This window comes from Fluviirhizobium alvei (assembly GCF_030551875.1).
GTDB classification, from domain to species: domain Bacteria; phylum Pseudomonadota; class Alphaproteobacteria; order Rhizobiales; family Rhizobiaceae; genus Rhizobium_E; species Rhizobium_E alvei.
The window spans coordinates 1-22,463 of the sequence record NZ_JAUOZU010000003.1 but is presented as its reverse complement, the minus strand read 5'-3'; the positions used below and the strand labels follow the sequence as shown (position 1 = coordinate 22,463).

The 22,463-nt window shown below is 58.8% G+C and carries 16 protein-coding genes, 1 tRNA gene and 1 pseudogene; 16 read left to right on the top strand and 2 right to left on the bottom strand.

Annotated elements, in window-relative coordinates:
* The first annotated feature begins 78 nt into the window (after positions 1 to 78).
* Both Q4481_RS03690 and prfB read left to right on the top strand, forming a co-directional pair.
* Complete coding sequence (locus Q4481_RS03690) at positions 79 to 2,532, top strand: penicillin-binding protein 1A (RefSeq protein WP_304374937.1); 2,454 nt, start codon at positions 79 to 81, stop codon at positions 2,530 to 2,532.
* A gap of 84 nt (positions 2,533 to 2,616) precedes the next feature.
* Positions 2,617 to 3,748 (top strand): peptide chain release factor 2 gene (prfB, locus tag Q4481_RS03685; RefSeq protein WP_304374936.1). Its coding sequence is split into 2 segments (ribosomal slippage): positions 2,617 to 2,685 and positions 2,687 to 3,748, totalling 1,131 coding nucleotides; the frame shifts between segments, so codons are not numbered across the junction.
* 85 nt (positions 3,749 to 3,833) lie between these two features.
* Here the strand turns inward: prfB and Q4481_RS03680 are convergent.
* A complete protein-coding gene (locus tag Q4481_RS03680) occupies positions 3,834 to 4,307 on the bottom strand; it encodes a hypothetical protein (RefSeq protein WP_304374935.1) in 474 nt (157 codons plus the stop codon).
* A gap of 454 nt (positions 4,308 to 4,761) precedes the next feature.
* On the opposite strand from Q4481_RS03680, the gene Q4481_RS03675 reads away from it, so the two are divergent.
* The 10 genes from Q4481_RS03675 (at position 4,762) to Q4481_RS03630 (ending at position 18,394) form a co-directional block, all read left to right on the top strand.
* Positions 4,762 to 4,837, top strand: a tRNA-Trp gene (locus Q4481_RS03675).
* Between the two features lie 172 nt (positions 4,838 to 5,009).
* A complete protein-coding gene (secE, locus tag Q4481_RS03670; protein WP_304374934.1) occupies positions 5,010 to 5,210 on the top strand; it encodes a preprotein translocase subunit SecE in 201 nt (66 codons plus the stop codon).
* Between the two features lie 16 nt (positions 5,211 to 5,226).
* Complete coding sequence (gene nusG, locus Q4481_RS03665) at positions 5,227 to 5,757, top strand: transcription termination/antitermination protein NusG (protein ID WP_304374933.1); 531 nt, start codon at positions 5,227 to 5,229, stop codon at positions 5,755 to 5,757.
* Positions 5,758 to 5,928: 171 nt separating this feature from the next.
* On the top strand, positions 5,929 to 6,357 hold the full coding sequence (rplK, locus tag Q4481_RS03660) for a 50S ribosomal protein L11 (protein ID WP_304374932.1): 429 nt from the start codon (positions 5,929 to 5,931) through the stop codon (positions 6,355 to 6,357).
* 3 nt (positions 6,358 to 6,360) lie between these two features.
* A complete protein-coding gene (gene rplA / locus Q4481_RS03655; RefSeq protein WP_304374931.1) occupies positions 6,361 to 7,059 on the top strand; it encodes a 50S ribosomal protein L1 in 699 nt (232 codons plus the stop codon).
* Positions 7,060 to 7,386: 327 nt separating this feature from the next.
* Positions 7,387 to 7,905, top strand: a complete 519-nt coding sequence (rplJ, locus tag Q4481_RS03650) for a 50S ribosomal protein L10 (protein WP_304374930.1) — start codon at positions 7,387 to 7,389, stop codon at positions 7,903 to 7,905.
* 60 nt (positions 7,906 to 7,965) lie between these two features.
* Positions 7,966 to 8,343 (top strand): 50S ribosomal protein L7/L12, encoded by a 378-nt coding sequence (gene rplL / locus Q4481_RS03645; protein WP_304374929.1) that lies wholly within the window; start codon positions 7,966 to 7,968, stop codon positions 8,341 to 8,343.
* A 255-nt stretch (positions 8,344 to 8,598) separates the two neighbouring features.
* Complete coding sequence (gene rpoB, locus Q4481_RS03640; RefSeq protein ID WP_304374928.1) at positions 8,599 to 12,732, top strand: DNA-directed RNA polymerase subunit beta; 4,134 nt, start codon at positions 8,599 to 8,601, stop codon at positions 12,730 to 12,732.
* Between the two features lie 186 nt (positions 12,733 to 12,918).
* The gene (gene rpoC, locus Q4481_RS03635) at positions 12,919 to 17,133 is read left to right on the top strand and encodes a DNA-directed RNA polymerase subunit beta' (protein ID WP_304374927.1); all 4,215 of its coding nucleotides are present in this window, start codon (positions 12,919 to 12,921) and stop codon (positions 17,131 to 17,133) included.
* Positions 17,134 to 17,353: 220 nt separating this feature from the next.
* A complete protein-coding gene (locus Q4481_RS03630; protein WP_304374926.1) occupies positions 17,354 to 18,394 on the top strand; it encodes a cytochrome-c peroxidase in 1,041 nt (346 codons plus the stop codon).
* Between the two features lie 36 nt (positions 18,395 to 18,430).
* Here Q4481_RS03630 and Q4481_RS03625 read toward each other — a convergent pair whose 3' ends face one another.
* Positions 18,431 to 18,721, bottom strand: a complete 291-nt coding sequence (locus Q4481_RS03625) for a transcriptional regulator (RefSeq protein WP_304374925.1) — start codon at positions 18,719 to 18,721, stop codon at positions 18,431 to 18,433.
* Between the two features lie 559 nt (positions 18,722 to 19,280).
* Here Q4481_RS03625 and rpsL point away from each other — a divergent pair.
* The 4 genes and pseudogenes from rpsL to Q4481_RS03605 form a co-directional block, all read left to right on the top strand.
* Positions 19,281 to 19,652 carry a 30S ribosomal protein S12 gene (gene rpsL, locus Q4481_RS03620; protein WP_137153564.1) on the top strand — a complete coding sequence of 124 codons (372 nt, stop codon included), beginning with the start codon at positions 19,281 to 19,283 and terminating at the stop codon, positions 19,650 to 19,652.
* 75 nt (positions 19,653 to 19,727) lie between these two features.
* A complete protein-coding gene (rpsG, locus tag Q4481_RS03615; protein ID WP_304374924.1) occupies positions 19,728 to 20,198 on the top strand; it encodes a 30S ribosomal protein S7 in 471 nt (156 codons plus the stop codon).
* Between the two features lie 24 nt (positions 20,199 to 20,222).
* On the top strand, positions 20,223 to 22,322 hold the full coding sequence (fusA, locus tag Q4481_RS03610; protein WP_304374923.1) for an elongation factor G: 2,100 nt from the start codon (positions 20,223 to 20,225) through the stop codon (positions 22,320 to 22,322).
* A gap of 64 nt (positions 22,323 to 22,386) precedes the next feature.
* Positions 22,387 to 22,463 (top strand): annotated as a pseudogene (locus Q4481_RS03605) (GTP-binding protein); the annotation flags it as partial.

Genomic DNA, 22,463 nt, shown 5'->3' with positions numbered 1-22,463 from the left:
TTTTCGCTACTGTTGCGAAAGCGAATCCAGCACTGCCATTGCGCTGGCCACCGGTGACGACAGACGGGCAATGATGCAATGATAAGATTGATCGGATATTTCTTCGGGCTGGCTTCGGTTCTGTTCCTTGGCGCTGCTGCGGCGTTGGCACTTTATCTCGGTCAGGTCACCAAAGATCTTCCCGACTATGAGGTTCTGGCCAATTATTCGCCGCCGGTCACCACCCGCGTTCATGCCGCCGACGGTTCGCTGATCGGCGAATATGCCAAGGAACGGCGCCTGTTCCTGCCGATCCAGGCCATTCCGGATCGGGTCAAGGCTGCCTTCCTTTCGGCGGAAGACAAGAATTTCTATCAGCATGCCGGCGTCGACTTTCAGGGTCTGGCGCGCGCCATCGTCAACAATATCCAGAATCTTGGCACCGGAAAACGCATGGAAGGTGCCTCCACGATCACCCAGCAGGTGACGAAGAACTTCCTTCTCACCGCCGACCGGACGATCGACCGCAAGGTCAAGGAAGCCATTCTCGCCTTCCGCATCGAACAGGCCTATTCGAAGGACAAGATTCTCGAACTCTATCTCAACGAGATTTTCTTCGGTCTCAATTCCTATGGTCTGGCGAGTGCGGCCCTTACCTATTTCGACAAGCCGGTGACTGAACTCAGCATTGCCGAGGCTGCCTATCTGGCGTCGCTTCCGAAGGCGCCGTCGAACTACAATCCGTTCCGCAACCGCGATGCAGCGCTCACACGCCGCAACTGGGTCATCGACCGCATGGTCGAGAATGGTTATGTAACGGCGGAGGATGGCGAAAAGGCTAAGGAGAGCGATCTCGGCGTCAGCCCGAAGAAGTCTAACTCCTATCTCTTCGCTTCGGAATATTTCGCGAGCGAAGTGCGGCGGCAGATCACCGAAAAATATGGCGAAGATGCCCTGTTCGAAGGCGGCCTGTCCGTTCGCACATCGCTCGATCCCAAATTGCAGGCTTTCGCGCGCAAGGCCTTGCAGGACGGTCTGATCGGCTATGATGAAACGCGCGGTTTTCACGGGCTCATTTCGCATATCGAGATGGGATCCGACTGGGGCGTGCCGCTGTCGAAGGTCGTGCCGTTCCGCGATCTGCCGGAATGGAAGCTGGCCGTGGTGCTGGCCACCGATGACGAGGGCGTCGATATCGGCCTGAGGCCGGAAGTCGATGCTGCCGGCAAGGTCGATGAAGCGCGCGTGACCGGCCGGATTCCGGCCAAGGCCATGAAATGGGCCTATCGCTCGGCGACGGGCGATCGCAAGACGGCAAAAAACCCGACCGGCGTTCTCAATAGCGGCGATGTGGTCTATGTCCAGCCGATCGCCGACGCGGACGGAACCTATAGGCTGCGTCAGCCGCCGAAAGTGCAGGGCGGTTTCGTGGCGATGGATCCGCATACGGGTCGCGTGCTCGCCATGGTCGGCGGCTTCTCCTATTCACAGTCGGAATTCAACCGCGCGACGCAGGCCATGCGCCAGCCGGGTTCGTCCTTCAAGCCGTTCGTCTATGCGGCCGCTCTCGACAACGGCTATACGCCGGCATCTGTTGTGCTCGATGCGCCGATCGAGATCGTTTCGGGCGGTACCGTGTGGCGTCCGCAAAACTATGGCGGCGGCGCCGCTGGCCCTTCGACCCTGCGCCTCGGTATCGAGAAATCGCGTAACCTGATGACGGTCCGTCTCGCCAATGACATGGGCATGAACCTCGTGGCCGAATATGCCGAGCGGTTCGGCATCTATGACAAGATGCAGCCAGTGCTTTCGATGTCGCTCGGTTCTGGCGAAACAACGGTCATGCGCATGGTTTCGGCCTATTCGGTGCTCGCCAATGGCGGCAAGCAGATCAAGCCGACCCTGATCGACCGGATTCAGGATCGCTACGGCAAGACGATCTTCAAGCATGAGGAAAGCATCTGCCAGGCATGCAACGCGACGGAATGGACCAGCCAGGACGAGCCGGAAGTGGTCGACAATCGCGAACAGGTTCTCGATCCGATGACGGCCTATCAGATCACCTCGATGATGCAGGGTGTGATCCTGCGCGGCACCGCCGCCGGCAAGATCCGGCTCGAGAGCGATGTCGCCGGCAAGACGGGCACCACCAATGACGAAAAGGACACCTGGTTCGTCGGCTACACGCCGAACCTCGTTGCCGGCGTCTATATGGGCTTTGACGATCCCAAGCCGCTTGGCCGTGGTGCCACCGGCGGTTCGCTAGCCGCACCATTGTTCAACGAGTTCATGCAGGCCGCCTTGAAGGGGACAACACCGGAAAAGTTCATCATTCCGGAAGGGATGAAGCTGATCGCGGTCAACCGGAAGACCGGCATGCAGGCCTTCGATGGTGAGCCGGATACGATCATGGAAGCCTTCAAGCCCGGAACCGGCCCGGCCGACGTCTTCTCGGTCATCGGCGCGGAAGGCTATGCGTCGCCGGAAGAAATCCTCAACAATTCGCAGCAGGCGAAGGATGCCATAACTTCGGGACAGCCGGGATTGTTCTGAACCACACCGGGTCTTTCATCTTTACAGCCGGGCCGTCAGTGTCTATCTGACGGCCCGTCTTCAGTTCAACAGTTGGATGAGCGAATGCGCAACGAAACCGTAAATGTAATCGACGAAATCAAGCAGGCCATAAGCCTGCTGAGGAGGCATCTTTGACTGGGATCAGGCTGTAAGGCGCCTGGACTGGCTCAACAACAAGTCCGAAGATCCCAATCTGTGGAATGACCCGGCCGAAGCGCAGAAACTGATGCGCGAACGCCAGCAGCTTGACGACGGCATTTCGAGCGTCCGCAAGTTCGAGGCCCAGCTGCAGGAGAATATCGACCTCATCGAGCTTGGCGAGATGGAGGACGATCAGGAGATCATTACCGTCGCAGAAGCCTCTCTCAAGGAGATGCTGGCGGAAGCCAACCGCCGTCAGGTCGAGGCCATGCTGTCCGGCGAAGCCGACAGCAACGACACCTATCTCGAAGTCCATGCCGGGGCAGGCGGTACCGAAAGCCAGGATTGGGCCAACATGCTTCTGCGCATGTATACCCGCTGGGCGGAAAAGCAGGGCTACAAGGTCGAAGTGCTCGAAATGCATGACGGTGAAGAAGCCGGCATCAAATCGGCAACCATCCTCGTCAAGGGCCACAATGCCTACGGTTGGCTGAAGACGGAATCGGGCGTGCATCGTCTGGTGCGGATCTCGCCCTATGATTCGAATGCGCGGCGGCATACGTCCTTCTCGTCGATCTGGGTCTACCCGGTGGTGGATGATTCCATCAATATCGATATCAACGAGAGCGATTGCCGTATCGATACCTATCGTGCGTCGGGTTCGGGCGGCCAGCATATCAACACGACCGACTCGGCCGTGCGTATCACGCATATTCCGACCGGTATTGCAGTCGCCTGCCAGCAGGAGCGCTCACAGCACAAGAACAAGGCCAAGGCCTGGGAAATGTTGCGCTCGCGCCTCTACGAGGTTGAGCTCGAAAAACGGGAAGCGGCAGCCAATGCCGAAGCTGCGTCCAAGACCGATATCGGCTGGGGCCACCAGATCCGTTCCTACGTTCTTCAGCCCTACCAGATGGTGAAGGACGTGCGCACCGGAGTGGAAAGCACGGCGCCGGGCGATGTGCTTGATGGCGCGCTCAATCCGTTCATGGAAGCGGCGCTGGCACACCGCATCTCCGGCAAGCCCGATGCGGGCGTCGATGATCTGAACTGATCTTCAGTCTCCCCCGGCTCAGCCGGGGGAGTTCCGGTTTGTTGACCTCCGTCGAGGGCAGGGCGGCAGCTGCCGGTCCCGAAAATCAATGATTGAAGCGCTGGACGCACTCGGCGACACGCATCATGGCGCCGCTCGCGCCTTTCACAGCCCACCGAAAGTTTTTGTTGCCCACTGACACTTCAAGCGTGCCCGAACGGCCGAGCTGGTCGGCCATTTCGGGATGGAATTCGGTCCAGGCTCTCGATTTGTCGGAAGCGAAGGCGAAGTACTCGCTCTGCTGGTTGTTGAAGCCAACCATGCCATCGGCGCCTCTCTTGTGGCCGGCAGCGGGAACCGAGAGGCTCCAGATCTTGCCGTTATTAGCCAGTCTGAGCACCTGCCCCTTCTGATTCGTTTCCATGATGCAGCGATTGAAGCTCGTATCCGCATTCAGATTGAGGATGATCTTCCATCCACCCTCTTTGGAAAGCACCATCTCGCCAGCCTGTCCCGGCGTCACAAATCCCATCGCAGACAGATAGAGCGCTGCTGCTGCTGTCACAAATTTCCGGATCACGTCTTTCCCCTGTGTTCGATCGTTGCATCGATCAAATTGCCCCAGAACGTAACAGAGTTTGAAACAGGAGATCTGTCAAGAATACGGATTTAAACCGAGAAGTATCATTCTGACGCTTATCCTTATTCGATGGTTATCATCTGCCTAAGCATCGTCTAAAATGCAGAAGTGGTGGGGATATTCGGTTTTCTCCTCCCGATGGTGCCGATAATTATTCACTGGATCGTGGCGGCGATTGCGGCTTTCACCCCGTTTCATGCCAAAGAGGCTCCGGTATGGCCGGTTTATCTATGACGAAGGAGAGAGAACTGTCTCTGCAAAGAATCCGCCGGATGCCTGACTGAAATAATGGCCTTGTTGAAAGGTGGCAAAAAAGCACTTGTCACAGCAGAGCAAATTGAATAGTAACCCGCCTGTCGAAAGGGTGATCCGCGATTTCGCAGGCATCCGGCGAAGGGGTATAGCTCAGTTGGTAGAGCGGCGGTCTCCAAAACCGCAGGTCGGGGGTTCGAGCCCCTCTGCCCCTGCCATTCACATTTCAAACAGGATTTGCGCTTTTAAAAGCTGCATGACGGTTTGATGAAGAAGCTGCGATTTACCCCTTGTTAAAAAGGGAATCGGAGTTTATGTAGGGTTTAATCAGACACGCGGCGCGTGGGGCTGACATGTCAGCTTTACGCGTCGAAATGGCGTGAGCAGTCAATGGCATCGAAAAGCAATCCGTTTACGTTTCTGCAGCAGGTTCGCTCCGAAACGGCAAAAGTGACTTGGCCTTCGCGGCGCGAGACGGTCATCTCCACCATGATGGTTTTCATCATGGCCGGTGTTGCTGCTGCGTTCTTTTTTGCTGCGGACATGTTGATGGGCTGGGTGATCAGCCTGATCCTGAACGTCAGCATTTAACGGATCGGAGATCGAGATGGCTGCGCGCTGGTACATCGTTCACGCATATTCGAACTTTGAAAAGAAGGTCGCCGAGGCGATCGAAGAAAAGGCGCGCCAGAAGGGTCTGTCGCATCTCTTCGAAAAGATCGTCGTGCCGACCGAGAAGGTGGTCGAAGTGCGTCGTGGCCGCAAGGTCGATAGCGAGCGCAAGTTCTTTCCGGGTTACGTCATGGTCCGCGCACAGCTGACCGACGAAGCCTATCATCTTATCAAGAATACGCCGAAAGTCACCGGTTTCCTCGGTTCCGATTCCAAGCCGGTTCCGATTCCGGATATCGAGGCCGAGCGCATTCTCAACCAGGTCCAGGATGGTGTCGAGCATCCGAAGCCGTCGGTTTCCTTTGAAATTGGCGAGCAGGTTCGGGTTGCTGATGGTCCGTTCGCCTCGTTCAACGGTATCGTTCAGGATGTCGATGAGGAGCGCTCCCGCCTCAAGGTGGAAGTCTCGATCTTCGGTCGCGCAACGCCTGTTGAACTCGAATACAGTCAGGTCGAAAAGGTCTGATTGCTACCGGGCGGGTTTCCGCCCGACCGCGTGGAAGGCCGACCTTAGCCGGGTCCTCGAAAGCCGTACCACGCAACCGCAGCCGCCGACTGGGTCGGCATTCTGGCCGGGCGACCGGCCTAAACCGGTTTGTGCTTCTTGCGAGGTGCGAACCCGAAGAAAGGCAGAGAAATGGCTAAGAAGGTAGCAGGCCAGCTCAAGCTCCAGGTCAAGGCAGGATCGGCCAACCCGTCCCCGCCGATCGGCCCGGCGCTCGGTCAGCGTGGCATCAACATCATGGAATTCTGCAAGTCGTTCAACGCAGCGACGCAGGAAATGGAAAAGGGTATGCCGATCCCGGTCGTCATCACCTATTACCAGGACAAGTCCTTCACGTTCGCGATGAAGCAGCCGCCGGTGTCCTACTTCCTCAAGAAGGAAGCAAAGATCACCTCCGGCTCCAAGACTCCGGGCAAGGCCAAGGCCGGTTCGATCACCTCTGACCAGGTGCGCAAGATCGCCGAAGCCAAGATGAAGGATCTCAACGCCGCCGATATCGAAGGCGCAATGCGCATGATCGAGGGCTCTGCCCGCGCCATGGGCCTGGTAGTGGAGGGCTGATAGATGGCCAAGATCGCAAAGCGTCTTCAGAAGATTCGTGAAGGCATCGACCCGAACAAGGCTTATGGCCTCGATGAAGCGGTATCGCTCGTCAAGGAACGTGCCGTCGCCAAGTTCGATGAATCGATCGAAATCTCCATGAACCTCGGCGTCGATCCGCGTCACGCCGACCAGATGGTTCGTGGCGTCGTCAACCTGCCGAACGGCACGGGCAAGAACGTTCGCGTTGCCGTGTTCGCTCGCGGCGCCAAGGCTGATGAAGCCAAGGCTGCCGGTGCCGATATCGTCGGTGCGGAAGACCTGCTCGAAATCGTTATGGGTGGCAAGATCGATTTCGATCGCTGCATTGCCACGCCGGACATGATGCCGCTCGTCGGCCGTCTCGGCAAGGTGCTCGGCCCGCGCGGCATGATGCCGAACCCGAAGGTCGGCACCGTGACTGTCGACGTTGCCGGTGCCGTCAAGGCTTCCAAGGGCGGCGCCGTCGAGTTCCGCGTTGAAAAGGCCGGTATCATCCACGCTGGCGTGGGCAAGGCTTCCTTCGACGCCAAGGCGCTCGCAGAAAACATCAAGGCATTCGCTGACGCGGTCATTAAGGCCAAGCCGGCTGGTGCCAAGGGCAACTACGTCAAGAAGGTCGCGATCTCGTCGACCCAGGGCGTGGGCGTCAAGGTTGATCCGTCGACCCTGTCGGCGGCCTGATTTTCCGGAGCTTCGGCTCCGTAACCAGTTTCCCGGCCTTCGGGCCGGGAAATGGCGAATGTAACAGTTCGCCATCCTGTCCGAGATTGCAGGTGGGCAACCTTAATCCCAACGGCCTGCATGAGACGGGTAAGTTCCGGTTTCCGCGGATGAATGTCCGCAAAGAACGGTTCGAACCTTGGATGCCTTGTGTCTGCTTCCATAAGGGGGTGGCGCGAGGGGGCAGGATCCTCAAGCGTCGCTTGGGATCATATCCCATGCGGCAAAGGCAACCCGGCAGGGCCAGCGCGTTAGAACAGAGCGGGTCCTGCTAATAGGAGTGAGACAGTGGATAGAGCGGAAAAACGCGAATTCGTCTCCGAACTGAACGAAGTTTTCAAGGCTTCGGGCTCAGTCGTCGTGGCGAGCTATGCCGGTGTCACGGTCGCGCAGATGAACGATCTTCGTTCCAAGATGCGCGCATCCGGTGGTACCGTCAAAGTCGCGAAGAACCGCCTGGCCAAGATCGCTCTTCAGGGCACGGAGTCCGAAAAGATCAATGGTCTTTTCAAGGGCCAGACGCTGATTTGCTACAGCGATGACCCGATCGTGGCTCCCAAGATCGCCTCTGAATTCGCCAAGACCAACGACAAGTTCGTTGTGATCGGCGGAGCCATGGGCGCAACAGTTCTTGATGCAGAAAACGTCAAGGCACTGGCGACACTTCCGTCGCTTGATGAACTGCGTGCGAAGCTTGTGGGTATGATTCAGACCCCGGCTACCCGCATCGCTGGCGTTCTTCAGGCTCCGGCTGGCCAGCTGGCTCGCGTTTTCAACGCATATGCCGAGAAGAGCGAAGCCGCATAAGGCGGTACTTCGCTGTCAATTGAATACCTAAGTTCGAACCCAATACAAGGAAGTAAGAAAATGGCTGATCTCGCAAAGATCGTTGAAGACCTCTCCGCCCTGACCGTCCTGGAAGCTGCTGAGCTTTCCAAGATGCTCGAAGAAAAGTGGGGCGTTTCCGCCGCTGCTCCGGTGGCTGTTGCTGCCGCTGCTGGTGGTGCTGCTCCGGCTGCTGCCGTTGAAGAAAAGACCGAATTTGACGTGATCCTCGCCGACGCCGGCGCCAACAAGATCAACGTCATCAAGGAAGTCCGCGCTATCACCGGCCTCGGCCTCAAGGAAGCCAAGGACCTCGTCGATGGCGCTCCGAAGCCGGTCAAGGAACAGGTCTCCAAGGCTGAAGCCGAAGACATCAAGAAGAAGCTCGAAGGCGCTGGCGCCAAGGTCGAGCTCAAGTAATATCGCAATGGCCGGCGGGAGAGGGCATGCGTCCTCTCCCGCCCCACATTGTTTCAGAACCGATTACCCAAAAGTCCGTAAAACGACTTTTGGGTAATGGGTTCTTCAAGAGGATGGTTCCCAACCCGACGCATGGCAATCCGGCCTGACGTTGCGGCAAGTGGAACGAGATTGAAGAATTCATGATAGACGGAGCCGCCTGGCCAGCGCACTCCGTCCGTTGCAGGCCCGGATGCAAATTGACAAGGAGCGACGATGGCTCAGACCCTTTCTTTCAATGGTCGTAGGCGCGTACGCAAGTTTTTTGGTAAGATCCCCGAAGTAGCTGAGATGCCGAACCTCATCGAGGTCCAGAAGGCATCGTATGATCAGTTCCTCATGGTTGAGGAGCCGGAAGGCGGTCGCCCCGATGAGGGGCTGAATGCCGTTTTCAAGTCTGTTTTCCCGATCACCGATTTCTCCGGTGCGGCCATGCTGGAGTTCGTTTCCTACGAATTCGAGCCGCCGAAGTTCGATGTCGACGAGTGCCGTCAGCGCGACCTGACCTATGCAGCACCGCTGAAGGTGACGCTGCGCCTCATCGTGTTCGATATTGACGAGGATACGGGTTCCAAGTCGATCAAGGACATCAAGGAACAGTCCGTCTATATGGGCGACATGCCGCTCATGACCAACAACGGTACCTTCATCGTCAATGGTACCGAGCGCGTCATCGTTTCGCAGATGCACCGTTCGCCGGGCGTGTTCTTCGACCACGACAAGGGCAAGAGCCATTCGTCGGGCAAGCTTCTGTTCGCTGCCCGCGTCATTCCGTACCGTGGTTCCTGGCTCGATATCGAATTCGACGCCAAGGACATCGTGCACGCCCGTATCGACCGTCGCCGCAAGATTCCGGTGTCGTCGCTGCTGATGGCGCTCGGCATGGACGGCGAAGACATTCTGTCGACCTTCTACACCCGTTCGTTCTATCAGCGTGACGGTGAAGGCTGGCGCGTTCCCTTCCAGCCGGAAACGCTGAAGGGCACCAAGGTCATTTCGAGCCTGATCGATGCCGACACCGGCGAAGTGGTTGTCGAAGCCGGCAAGAAGCTGACCCCGCGTCTGCTCAAGCAGCTCGCCGAGAAGGGCCTGAAGGCTCTGAAGGCATCCGATGACGATCTCTATGGCAACTTCCTCGCCGAAGACCTCGTCAATCCGGAAACCGGCGAAATCTACATGGAAGCCGGCGACGAAATCGACGAGAAGAATCTTCCCGTCATCATCGCGCACGGTTTCGACGAACTGCCGATCCTCGACATCGACCATATCAATGTCGGTGCCTATATCCGCAATACGCTGGCCGTCGACAAGAACGAGAACCGGCAGGATGCTCTGTTCGACATCTACCGCGTGATGCGTCCGGGTGAGCCGCCGACCATGGAATCGGCCGAAGCCATGTTCCAGTCGCTGTTCTTCGACGCCGAGCGCTACGACCTTTCTGCCGTCGGTCGCGTGAAGATGAACATGCGTCTCGATCTCGACTGCCCGGATACCGTCCGCGTTCTGCGCAAGGACGACATCCTGGCCGTGGTCAAGATGCTGGTCGACCTGCGCGACGGCAAGGGCGAGATCGACGATATCGACAACCTCGGTAACCGTCGTGTCCGTTCGGTCGGCGAACTGATGGAAAACCAGTACCGTCTCGGCCTGCTGCGCATGGAGCGCGCGATCAAGGAACGCATGTCCTCGATCGAGATCGATACGGTGATGCCGCAGGATCTGATCAACGCCAAGCCGGCTGCCGCTGCCGTTCGCGAATTCTTCGGATCCTCGCAGCTCAGCCAGTTCATGGACCAGGTCAATCCGCTGTCGGAAATCACCCATAAGCGCCGTCTTTCGGCTCTTGGACCGGGCGGTCTGACCCGCGAACGCGCCGGCTTCGAAGTCCGTGACGTTCATACCTCGCACTACGGCCGTATCTGCCCGATCGAAACGCCGGAAGGCCCGAACATCGGTCTGATCAACTCGCTCGCGACCTTCGCCCGCGTCAACAAGTACGGCTTCATCGAGAGCCCGTACCGCAAGATCGTTGATGGCAAGCTCACGAGCGATGTCATCTACCTCTCGGCCATGGAAGAAGCGAAGTACTACATCGCCCAGGCCAACGCGGTGATGAATGATGACAACAGCTTCGCCGAAGAATTCGTTGTCTGCCGTCACGGCGGTGACGTTCTTCTGGCGCCGCGCGAAAACATCAACCTGATGGATGTTTCGCCGAAGCAGGTCGTCTCGGTTGCTGCCGCTCTCATTCCGTTCCTGGAAAACGACGACGCCAACCGCGCGCTCATGGGCTCGAACATGCAACGTCAGGCCGTTCCGCTTCTGCGGGCGGAAGCGCCGTTCGTCGGCACCGGCATGGAACCGGTCGTTGCCCGTGACTCGGGCGCTGCCATTGCAGCGCGCCGCGGTGGCGTGGTCGACCAGGTGGATGCGACCCGTATCGTTATCCGCGCCACGGAAGAACTCGATCCGTCCAAGTCGGGCGTCGATATCTATCGTCTGCAGAAGTTCCAGCGTTCTAACCAGAACACCTGCGTCAACCAGCGTCCGCTGGTGACCGTCGGTGACGTGGTCAACAAGGGTGACATCATCGCCGACGGTCCGTCGACCGATCTTGGCGATCTGGCGCTCGGCCGCAACGCGCTCGTCGCGTTCATGCCGTGGAACGGCTACAACTACGAAGACTCGATCCTGCTCTCCGAGCGTATCGTGTCCGACGACGTGTTCACCTCCATCCACATCGAAGAATTCGAAGTGATGGCGCGCGACACCAAGCTTGGTCCGGAAGAAATCACCCGCGACATTCCGAACGTTTCGGAAGAAGCGCTGAAGAATCTCGACGAAGCCGGTATCGTCTATATCGGTGCCGAAGTGCAGCCGGGCGATATTCTGGTCGGCAAGATCACGCCGAAGGGCGAAAGCCCGATGACGCCGGAAGAAAAGCTCCTGCGCGCCATCTTCGGCGAAAAGGCCTCCGACGTGCGCGACACGTCCATGCGCATGCCGCCGGGCACCTATGGTACCGTGGTGGAAGTGCGCGTGTTCAACCGTCACGGCGTCGAAAAGGACGAACGTGCCATGGCCATCGAGCGCGAGGAAATCGAGCGTCTCGCCAAGGACCGTGACGACGAACAGGCGATCCTCGACCGCAACGTCTACGGCCGTCTGGTCGAAATGCTCGAAGGCAATGTCGCCATTGCCGGCCCGAAGGGCTTCAAGAAGGGCACCGACCTGACCCGCGGCGTGATCACCGAATATCCCCGTTCGCAATGGTGGATGTTCGCCGTCGAAGACGAGAAGGCCCAGAGCGAACTCGAAGCGCTCCGCGCCCAGTATGACGAATCCAAGTCGCGCCTTGAACAGCGCTTCATGGACAAGGTCGAAAAGGTGCAGCGCGGCGACGAAATGCCCCCGGGCGTCATGAAGATGGTCAAGGTCTTCGTAGCTGTGAAGCGCAAGATCCAGCCGGGCGACAAGATGGCCGGCCGTCACGGTAACAAGGGCGTCGTGTCGCGTATCGTTCCGGTCGAAGACATGCCGTTCCTCGAAGACGGTACCTCCGTCGACGTGGTGCTCAACCCGCTCGGCGTGCCGTCGCGCATGAATGTCGGCCAGATTCTCGAGACGCATCTGGGCTGGGCTTGCGCCGGCATGGGCAAGCGGATCGGCGAGATGATCGATGCCTACAAGGCTTCGGGCAACATCGAGCCGCTGCGGATGACCATGGACAGCATCATGGGCAACGGTCCGAAGGCCGAGGCAGTGAAGGACTATGACGAGGAGTCGGTTCTCCGCCTCGCCGAACAGTCCCGCCGCGGCGTTTCGATCGCGACTCCGGTTTTCGACGGTGCGCATGAAGCCGACATCAACAAGATGCTGGCGGAAGCGGGCCTGAAGGATACTGGTCAGTCGACGCTCTATGACGGCCGTACCGGTGAACAGTTCGACCGCCAGGTGACCGTGGGCTACATCTACATGCTGAAGCTCAACCACCTTGTCGACGACAAGATCCATGCCCGTTCGATCGGTCCTTACTCGCTCGTGACCCAGCAGCCGCTGGGCGGCAAGGCGCAGTTCGGTGGTCAGCGCTTCGGGGAAATGGAAGTCTGGGCGCTCGAAGCTTACGGCGCGGCCTACACGCTGCAGGAAATGCTCACCGTCAAGTCGGACGACGTGGCGGGTCGTACCAAGGTTTACGAAGCCATCGTGCGTGGCGACGATACCTTCGAAGCGGGCATTCCGGAAAGCTTCAACGTTCTGGTCAAGGAAATGCGCTCGCTCGGCCTTTCGGTCGAACTCGAGAACACGATCATCGACGACCAGGCGGAGCTGCCGGACGCAGCCGAGTAACCAATGTTGTGACCCCGCGCGCGGACCGATGTCTGCGCGCGGGCATGCCTTTCCTGATCCGCGTGTGTTGCGTCGAGGGGGAAGGGTGGTCCAGACCGCTTCAAGCGGTTCCGATTGACAGGTGGCAGGGAATGCTCCGCATTCCGCCGCTTCTATTCAGGGTTAGGCGCCCCCAAGGAGACAGGCATGAACCAAGAGGTCATGAATCTTTTCAATCCGCAGGCCCCGGCACAGGTGTTCGATTCCATCCGGATTTCGATCGCTTCGCCCGAGAAGATTCTTTCCTGGTCGTACGGTGAAATCAAGAAGCCGGAAACGATCAACTATCGTACTTTCAAGCCGGAGCGCGACGGTCTGTTCTGCGCCCGCATCTTTGGCCCGATCAAGGACTACGAATGCTTGTGCGGCAAGTACAAGCGTATGAAGTACAAGGGCATCATCTGCGAAAAGTGCGGCGTCGAAGTCACGCTCAGCCGCGTGCGCCGCGAGCGCATGGGCCATATCGAACTTGCCGCTCCGGTTGCCCATATCTGGTTCCTGAAGTCGCTTCCCTCGCGTATCTCGACGCTGCTCGACATGACGCTGAAGGATGTCGAACGCGTTCTCTATTTTGAGAACTACATCGTCACCGAACCGGGCCTGACCGCGCTCAAGGAAAACCAGCTTCTCTCCGAAGAAGAGTACATGCTGGCCGTTGACGAGTATGGCGAAGACCAGTTCACCGCCATGATCGGTGCCGAAGCCATCTATGAGATGCTGGCGGCGCTTGAACTCGAAAAGATTGCCGGCGAACTGCGTTCGGAGCTTGCGGACACCACGTCCGATCTCAAGCAGAAGAAGCTGATGAAGCGGCTGAAGATCGTCGAGAACTTCATCGAATCCGGCAACCGCCCGGAATGGATGATCATGAAGGTCGTGCCGGTGATCCCGCCGGATCTGCGTCCGCTCGTGCCCCTCGATGGCGGCCGTTTCGCGACCTCTGACCTCAACGATCTCTATCGTCGCGTCATCAACCGTAACAACCGTCTGAAGCGCCTGATCGAACTGCGCGCGCCGGGCATCATCATCCGCAACGAAAAGCGCATGCTGCAGGAAGCTGTCGATGCGCTGTTCGATAACGGCCGTCGCGGCCGCGTCATCACCGGCGCTAACAAGCGCCCGCTGAAGTCGCTCTCCGACATGCTGAAGGGCAAGCAGGGTCGCTTCCGCCAGAACCTGCTCGGCAAGCGCGTCGACTATTCCGGCCGTTCGGTCATCGTGACCGGTCCGGAACTGAAGCTGCACCAGTGCGGTCTGCCGAAGAAGATGGCGCTCGAACTGTTCAAGCCGTTCATCTATGCCCGTCTCGACGCCAAGGGTTATTCCTCGACCGTCAAGCAGGCCAAGAAGCTGGTCGAAAAGGAAAAGCCGGAAGTCTGGGATATCCTTGACGAGGTCATCCGCGAGCATCCGGTTCTCCTGAACCGCGCGCCGACGCTGCACCGCCTGGGCATCCAGGCTTTCGAACCGACGCTGGTCGAAGGCAAGGCTATCCAGCTGCATCCGCTCGTCTGCACCGCCTTCAACGCCGACTTCGACGGCGACCAGATGGCCGTTCACGTGCCGCTGTCGCTCGAAGCCCAGCTTGAAGCCCGCGTGCTGATGATGTCGACCAACAACATCCTGCATCCGGCCAACGGCGCACCGATCATCGTTCCGTCGCAGGACATGGTTCTGGGTCTCTACTATCTTTCGATCGTCGCTCAGAAGGAGCCGGGCGAGGGGATGGTGTTCTCCGATCTCGGCGAACTGCAGCATGCGCTCGAAAACAAGGTCGTGACGCTGCACACCAAGATCCGCGGCCGCTTCAAGACGGTCGATCGTGAAGGCAACCCGATTACCAAGATCTACGACACGACGCCGGGTCGTCTGATCATCGGTGAACTGTTGCCGAAGAACCCCGATGTTCCTTTCGACATCTGCAACCAGGAAATGACCAAGAAGAACATCTCCAAGATGATCGACACGGTCTACCGTCACTGCGGCCAGAAGGACACGGTCATTTTCTGCGATCGCATCATGCAGCTCGGCTTTGCCCATGCCTGCCGCGCCGGCATTTCGTTCGGCAAGGACGACATGGTCATCCCGGCCTCCAAGTACACGATCGTTGCCGACACCGAAAATCTGGTGAAGGAATACGAGCAGCAGTACAACGACGGTCTCATCACCCAGGGCGAAAAGTACAACAAGGTTGTCGACGCCTGGGGCAAGGCGACCGAGAAGGTCGCTGAGGAAATGATGCAGCGCCTGAAGGCGGTCGAGTTCGATCCGGAATCGGGTCGCCAGAAGCAGATGAACTCGATCTACATGATGAGCCATTCGGGGGCCCGCGGTTCGCCGAAGCAGATGTCGCAGCTTGGCGGTATGCGCGGTCTCATGGCGCGTCCGGACGGCTCGATCATCGAAACGCCGATCACGTCGAACTTCAAGGAAGGTCTGACCGTCAACGAGTACTTCAACTCGACCCACGGTGCCCGTAAGGGTCTGGCAGACACCGCTCTGAAGACGGCGAACTCGGGTTACCTGACCCGTCGTCTCGTCGACGTCGCGCAGGATTGCATCGTCACGCAGGTCGATTGCGGTACCGAAACCGGTCTCACCATGACGGCGATCGTCGATGCCGGTCAGGTCGTAGCTTCGATCGGTGCCCGCATCCTCGGCCGTACGGCGCTCGACGATATCGACAACCCGGTCACCGGCGAGAATATCGTCAAGGCTGGCACGCTGATCGATGAAGCCCAGGTGGCGGTCATCGAAAAGGCGGGTATCCAGTCGGTTCGCATCCGTTCGGCTCTGACTTGCGAAATCCGTACGGGCGTCTGCTCGGTCTGCTACGGCCGCGACCTCGCTCGCGGTACGCCGGTCAACATGGGCGAAGCCGTTGGCGTTATCGCGGCGCAGTCGATCGGTGAGCCGGGTACCCAGCTCACCATGCGTACCTTCCACCTTGGTGGTACCGCGACCGTCGTCGACAGCTCGTTCCTCGAAGCGTCGTACGAAGGCACGATCCAGATCAAGAACCGCAACATGCTGCGGAACTCCGATGGCAACCTCGTTGCCATGGGCCGTAACATGGCGATCCAGATCCTGGACGAACGTGGTGTCGAGCGTTCCTCGCAGCGCGTGGCTTATGGTTCGCGTGTGCTGGTGGACGATGGCGACAAGGTCAAGCGCGGTCAGCGTCTGGCCGAGTGGGACGCCTACACCCGTCCGATGCTGACGGAAGTTGCCGGCCGGATCGAGTTCGAAGACGTCGTCGACGGTCTTTCGGTTCTCGAAGCGACCGACGAATCCACCGGCATCACCAAGCGTCAGGTTATCGACTGGCGTTCGACCCCGCGCGGCTCCGATCTCAAGCCCGCCATCGTCATCAAGGACGAGAACGGCAACATAATGAAGCTGTCACGTGGTGGTGACGCCCGCTACATGCTGTCTGTCGACGCGATCCTCTCGGTCGAGCCGGGTCAGAAGATCAGCCAGGGTGACGTTCTTGCCCGTTCGCCGATGGAAAGCGCCAAGACCAAGGACATCACCGGTGGTCTGCCGCGCGTCGCCGAACTGTTCGAAGCCCGCCGTCCGAAGGATCACGCCATCATCGCCGAGATCGATGGTACGATCCGTCTGGGTCGCGACTACAAGAACAAGCGTCGCGTGATCATCGAGCCGGCAGAAGACGGTGTCGAACCGGTCGAATACCTGATCCCGAAGGGCAAGCCCTTCCATCTTCAGGATGGCGACTATATCGAAAAGGGTGACTATATCCTCGACGGTAACCCGGCACCGCACGACATTCTGGCGATCAAGGGCGTGGAGGCTCTGGCTTCCTACCTGGTCAACGAAATCCAGGAAGTCTATCGACTGCAGGGCGTCGTGATCAACGACAAGCATATCGAAGTGATCGTTCGTCAGATGCTGCAGAAGGTGGAAATCACCGAGCAGGGCGATTCCGGCTACATCCCGGGCGACAATGTCGACCGGATCGAACTGGAAGAAGTCAACGATCGTCTCATCGAGGAAGGCAAGAAGCCTGCCTATGGCGAGCCGGTTCTGCTGGGTATCACCAAGGCATCGCTGCAGACGCCGTCGTTCATCTCGGCCGCATCGTTCCAGGAAACCACCAAGGTTCTCACGGAAGCTGCGATCGCCGGCAAGCGCGACACGCTGCAGGGTCTGAAGGAAAACGTCATCGTCGGTCGTCTGATCCCGGCCGGTACCGGCGGCACCATGACGCAGATCCGTCGTATCGCCATGGCGCGCGACGACATGATCCTCGAAGAGCGCAAGCGCGGCTCGGGTGCGGATGACGCAACCCCGATGCTGCAGGATCTCGCCGCTGGCGAACAGGTTCCGGCCGGCGAGTAATCGCTGCCGTACCGTTGAATTGAAAAAGCCGCCGGAGGAAACTCCGGCGGCTTTTTTTTCCGCGAATTTTCACGTCATAACGTAACGTAAGACACCGTTTCTTCGAGCCTATTAGGATCTCCTGCTCGTTCCTTGATCTTTGCCATTGATCGGGGACAAGGCGAGGGGATTTTTCGGCGCTAGCCTCATCCTGTTGATGGAGGCCATGATGAAGAAATTGATGTTGATTGTAGGTGCGGTCCTTCTGTCGTCGACAGCCGCTTTGGCGGATGAGGCAAAGGACAGTTTACGCGACCTGGCACTGGAAGCCTTCAAGCCGCTTCCCGCCGCAATGCCGATGGTGAAGGACAATGCGATTACGCCCGAGAAGATTGCGCTCGGAAAGGCCTTATTCTTTGATCCGCGCCTCTCGGCCTCGGGCGTCTTCTCCTGCAATTCCTGTCACAATCTCGCAACTGGCGGCGATGACAATCTCGAGACATCGATCGGCCATGGCTGGCAGAAGGGGCCGCGCAATGCGCCGACCGTTTTCAATGCGGTGTTCAATTCGGCCCAGTTCTGGGATGGCCGGGCGGAAGATCTGAAAGCCCAGGCCAAAGGGCCGGTGCAAGCCGGCGCCGAGATGGCCAATACGGCCGAGCAGGTGGTTCGCACCCTCAACTCGATGCCGCAATATGTCACCTGGTTCAAGGGGGCCTTTCCGGCGGAGGCCGATCCCGTAACGTTCGACAATATGGCAAAAGCGATCGAGGCCTTCGAGGCAACGCTGACCACGCCGACGCCGTTCGATGCCTATCTGAACGGGGATCGCGAGGCGCTGGACGAGACCCAGAAGGAGGGGTTGCAACTCTTTATCGACAAGGGCTGTGCCTCCTGCCACAATGGCGTCAATCTCGGTGGTACGGGCTACTATCCGTTCGGTCTTGTCGAGAAGCCGGGGGCGGATGTCCTGCCGGAGAACGACAAGGGCCGATTTGCCGTGACCAAGACGGCAGACGATTCCTATGTCTTCCGGGCTGCACCCCTGCGCAACATCGCGCTGACGGCGCCCTATTTCCATTCCGGCAAGGTCTGGGATCTCAAGCAGGCTGTTGGCGTGATGGGAACGGCCCAACTGGGCGAAAGCCTGAAGGACGAGGAGATCGACAAGATTGTCGCGTTCCTGCAGTCACTGACCGGAACGATGCCGCAAATCGTCTATCCGGTGCTGCCGGCTGAAACGCTCTCGACGCCAAGGCCTTCGGGCGAGATCCGGCAATAAGGTGGAAGGCCGCGTTCGGCGCGGCCTCTCTTCCGTTCAATCGAAACGGATGATGGCCACTTCGCCTTCGAGCGCGCCCTGATAGGCGGAGGCATGCGGCTCTTCGTCCGGCTCGCCCATGATCGTGCCGATCTGATCGAGATCGGCTTCGGCGAAGCCTTCCTCCGACAGGGCATTGAGGGCTTCGCGCACGGCGGTGTCGTCGTCGGGCGCCTGCAGCATGACGTGGATGTCGATACCCTCGTCATCGCCTTCGACATAGGCCTTGCCAATGATGATGAAGACGAAGCCGCCGCTGGGCTCGTTGTCGTTGACCGGCTCTTCCATGTGTGATTCTCTCCGTATGCGTCGGATGACCTGTCGCCGGTACCCGATTCTCATGACAGTTGATCCCGAGGGGAATCAGCGACCCTGATTGTGCCGGGCCTATGAAATCGACGAGTCTCGGAGTCTATTCAGCCGGTTAACAAATTATTGCCTCAAAAGCTTCGCATATGCAATAAAAAGCCCAGCGGGCATTAAGGTTAGCCCCTTCCAATTGGCCGCAAAGCCGACGGTTTCCGAGCGTTGAGCGAATAATTTCCGGCCGGGCCTTGACCTTAAGGTTGTTTGCGGATAGTACCGCCGCCATCAGAGCCGATGTGGGGCTGGCTGGTTCGGGACGTCGCGTCCTGAAGTTCGCTCCAAACAAGGTTCGAAAAGCACGTTGAAACGCGATTGCAGCACGCATGATGCTCCGTATTTACCGGGGAATCCTCTGCTTTTTCGGGTCATCCGCACAAGAGCGGATCGGTCCGTTATTTGCGCATTGCGCTCCTCGTGTCGGTCGGTGACGGCCGTGAGTGCCCCGAAAGGGTATGGAAAACAGATTTTAAGGGATGGTTAGATGCCTACCGTAAACCAGCTGATCCGCAAGCCGCGTCAGGCACAGGTCAAGCGCAACAAGGTTCCTGCCCTGCAGGAAAACCCGCAGAAGCGTGGTGTTTGCACCCGCGTTTACACCACGACCCCGAAGAAGCCGAACTCGGCACTTCGTAAGGTTGCCAAGATCCGCCTCGTCAATGGCTTCGAAGTCATCGGCTACATTCCGGGTGAAGGCCACAACCTGCAGGAACACTCTGTCGTCATGATCCGTGGCGGCCGCGTCAAGGACTTGCCGGGCGTTCGTTACCACATCATCCGCGGCGTTCTCGATACCCAGGGTGTCAAGAACCGTAAGCAGCGTCGTTCCAAGTACGGTGCGAAGCGTCCGAAGTAATTCGGTTCAACGGAATAGGGCGCTGCGCGAGGTTCTCCGCGTGATGAGCGCCGCCAACATCTGAGAGACGAGAATATGTCCAGACGTCATAAAGCAGAAAAGCGCGAGATCAATCCGGATCCGAAGTTCGGTGATCTGGTGGTCACGAAGTTCATGAACGCCATCATGTATGATGGCAAGAAGTCCGTCGCCGAAAAGATCGTTTACGGTGCGTTTGATGCCGCCCAGGCCAAGGCCAAGGCTGAGCCGATCGCGCTGTTCCATCAGGCGCTCGACAACATCGCTCCGCATGTCGAAGTCCGCTCGCGCCGCGTTGGTGGTGCAACCTACCAGGTTCCCGTGGATGTCCGTCCGGAGCGCCGTCAGGCTCTTGCTATCCGTTGGCTGATCATTGCCGCCCGCAAGCGGAACGAAACGACCATGGTCGATCGTCTGTGCGGCGAACTTCTCGATGCTGCCAACAACCGTGGCGCTGCCGTCAAGAAGCGTGAAGACACGCACAAGATGGCCGAAGCCAACCGCGCATTCTCGCATTATCGCTGGTAATCATCGAACGAAAGGCAGTCCGTCATGGCTCGCGAATATAAAATCGAAGACTACCGCAATTTTGGTATCATGGCGCATATCGACGCTGGTAAGACCACCACGACCGAGCGCGTCCTTTACTATACCGGCAAGTCCCACAAGATCGGCGAAGTCCATGACGGCGCCGCCACGATGGACTGGATGGAGCAGGAGCAGGAACGTGGTATCACCATCACGTCCGCTGCCACCACGACCTTCTGGAAGGGTCGCGACGGCAAGATGCGCCGCTTCAACATCATCGACACGCCAGGCCACGTCGACTTCACCATCGAAGTCGAACGTTCGCTGCGCGTTCTCGACGGCGCTGTTGCGCTTCTCGACGCCAACGCCGGCGTTGAGCCGCAGACCGAAACTGTCTGGCGCCAGGCCGACAAGTACAACGTCCCGCGGATGATCTTCTGCAACAAGATGGACAAGACCGGCGCGGACTTCTTCCGTTCGGTTGAAATGATCAAGACCCGCCTCGGCGCCACCGCCGTCGTCTGCCAGCTGCCGATCGGTGCTGAAAGCGAATTCAAGGGCGTCGTCGACCTGATCGAGATGAACGCGCTCGTCTGGCGCGACGAGTCGCTCGGCGCCCAGTGGGATGTCGTCGAGATTCCGGACGACCTCAAGGCTCAGGCCGAAGAGTATCGCGAGAAGATGATCGAAACGATCGTCGAAATCGACGAAGCCGCCATGGAAGCCTATCTCGAAGGCAACATGCCGGACAACGACCAGATCCGCGCGCTCATCCGCCGCGGCACGATCGACGTCAAGTTCTTCCCGTTCTTCTGCGGCTCTGCCTTCAAGAACAAGGGCGTCCAGCCGCTGCTCGACGCTGTCGTCGACTTCCTGCCGTCGCCGCTCGACATTCCGGCGATCAAGGGCATCGACTTCAAGACCGAAGCCGAAGTCGAACGTCATGCCGATGATTCCGAGCCGCTTTCGATGCTCGCCTTCAAGATCATGAACGACCCGTTCGTCGGTTCGCTCACCTTCTGCCGCATCTATTCTGGCAAGCTCGAAAAGGGTTCGTCTGTTCTCAACACGGTCAAGGACAAGCGTGAGCGCGTCGGCCGTATGCTGCAGATGCACTCCAACAGCCGCGAAGACATCGAAGAAGCCTTTGCAGGCGACATCGTCGCTCTGGCTGGTCTCAAGGATGCCACCACCGGTGACACGCTCTGCGACCCGCTGAAGCCGGTTATCCTGGAACGTATGGAATTCCCCGAGCCGGTCATCCAGATCGCGATCGAGCCGAAGTCCAAGGGCGACCAGGAAAAGATGGGCCTCGCGCTCAACCGTCTCGCTGCCGAAGACCCGTCCTTCCGCGTCAAGACCGACGAAGAGTCGGGTCAGACGATCATCGCAGGCATGGGCGAACTTCACCTCGACATTCTCGTCGACCGTATGCGTCGCGAGTTCAAGGTTGAAGCCAATGTCGGTGAGCCGCAGGTTGCCTATCGCGAAACGATCACCCGCGAACATACCGAAGACTACACCCACAAGAAGCAGTCGGGTGGTTCGGGCCAGTTCGCTCGCGTCAAGATCGTGTTCGGACCGAATCCGGATGGAGAAGACTTCAAGTTCGAATCCAAGATCGTTGGTGGTTCGGTTCCGAAGGAATACATCCCGGGTGTCGAAAAGGGCATTGCGAGCGTTCTGTCCTCCGGTCCGCTGGCAGGCTTCCCGATGCTCGGCGTTCAGGCTACCCTGATCGACGGCGCTTACCACGATGTCGACTCTTCGGTTCTCGCCTTCGAAATCGCCTCGCGTGCCTGCTTCCGTGAAGCTGCCAAGAAGGCCGGAGCCCAGCTGCTCGAGCCGATCATGAAGGTCGAAGTCGTGACCCCGGAAGATTACGTGGGTGACTGCATCGGCGACCTCAATGCGCGTCGTGGCCAGATCCAGGGCCAGGAAGCGCGTGGCGTCAGCGTCGTGCTCAATGCACACGTTCCGCTCGCCAACATGTTCAAGTACGTGGACAAGCTGCGCTCGATGTCGCAGGGCCGCGCGCAGTATTCGATGGTGTTCGATCACTACGCCCCGGTCCCGGCCAACGTGGCACAGGAAATCCAGGCAAAGTATTCCGGTCAGCGTTGACCGGAATACAATTCACCGATCAAGAGTTTCGACCCCGCAAGGGGTAAGAGAATGGAGACCTAAAATGGCAAAGAGCAAGTTCGAGCGCACCAAGCCGCACGTGAACATCGGCACGATCGGCCACGTTGACCACGGCAAGAC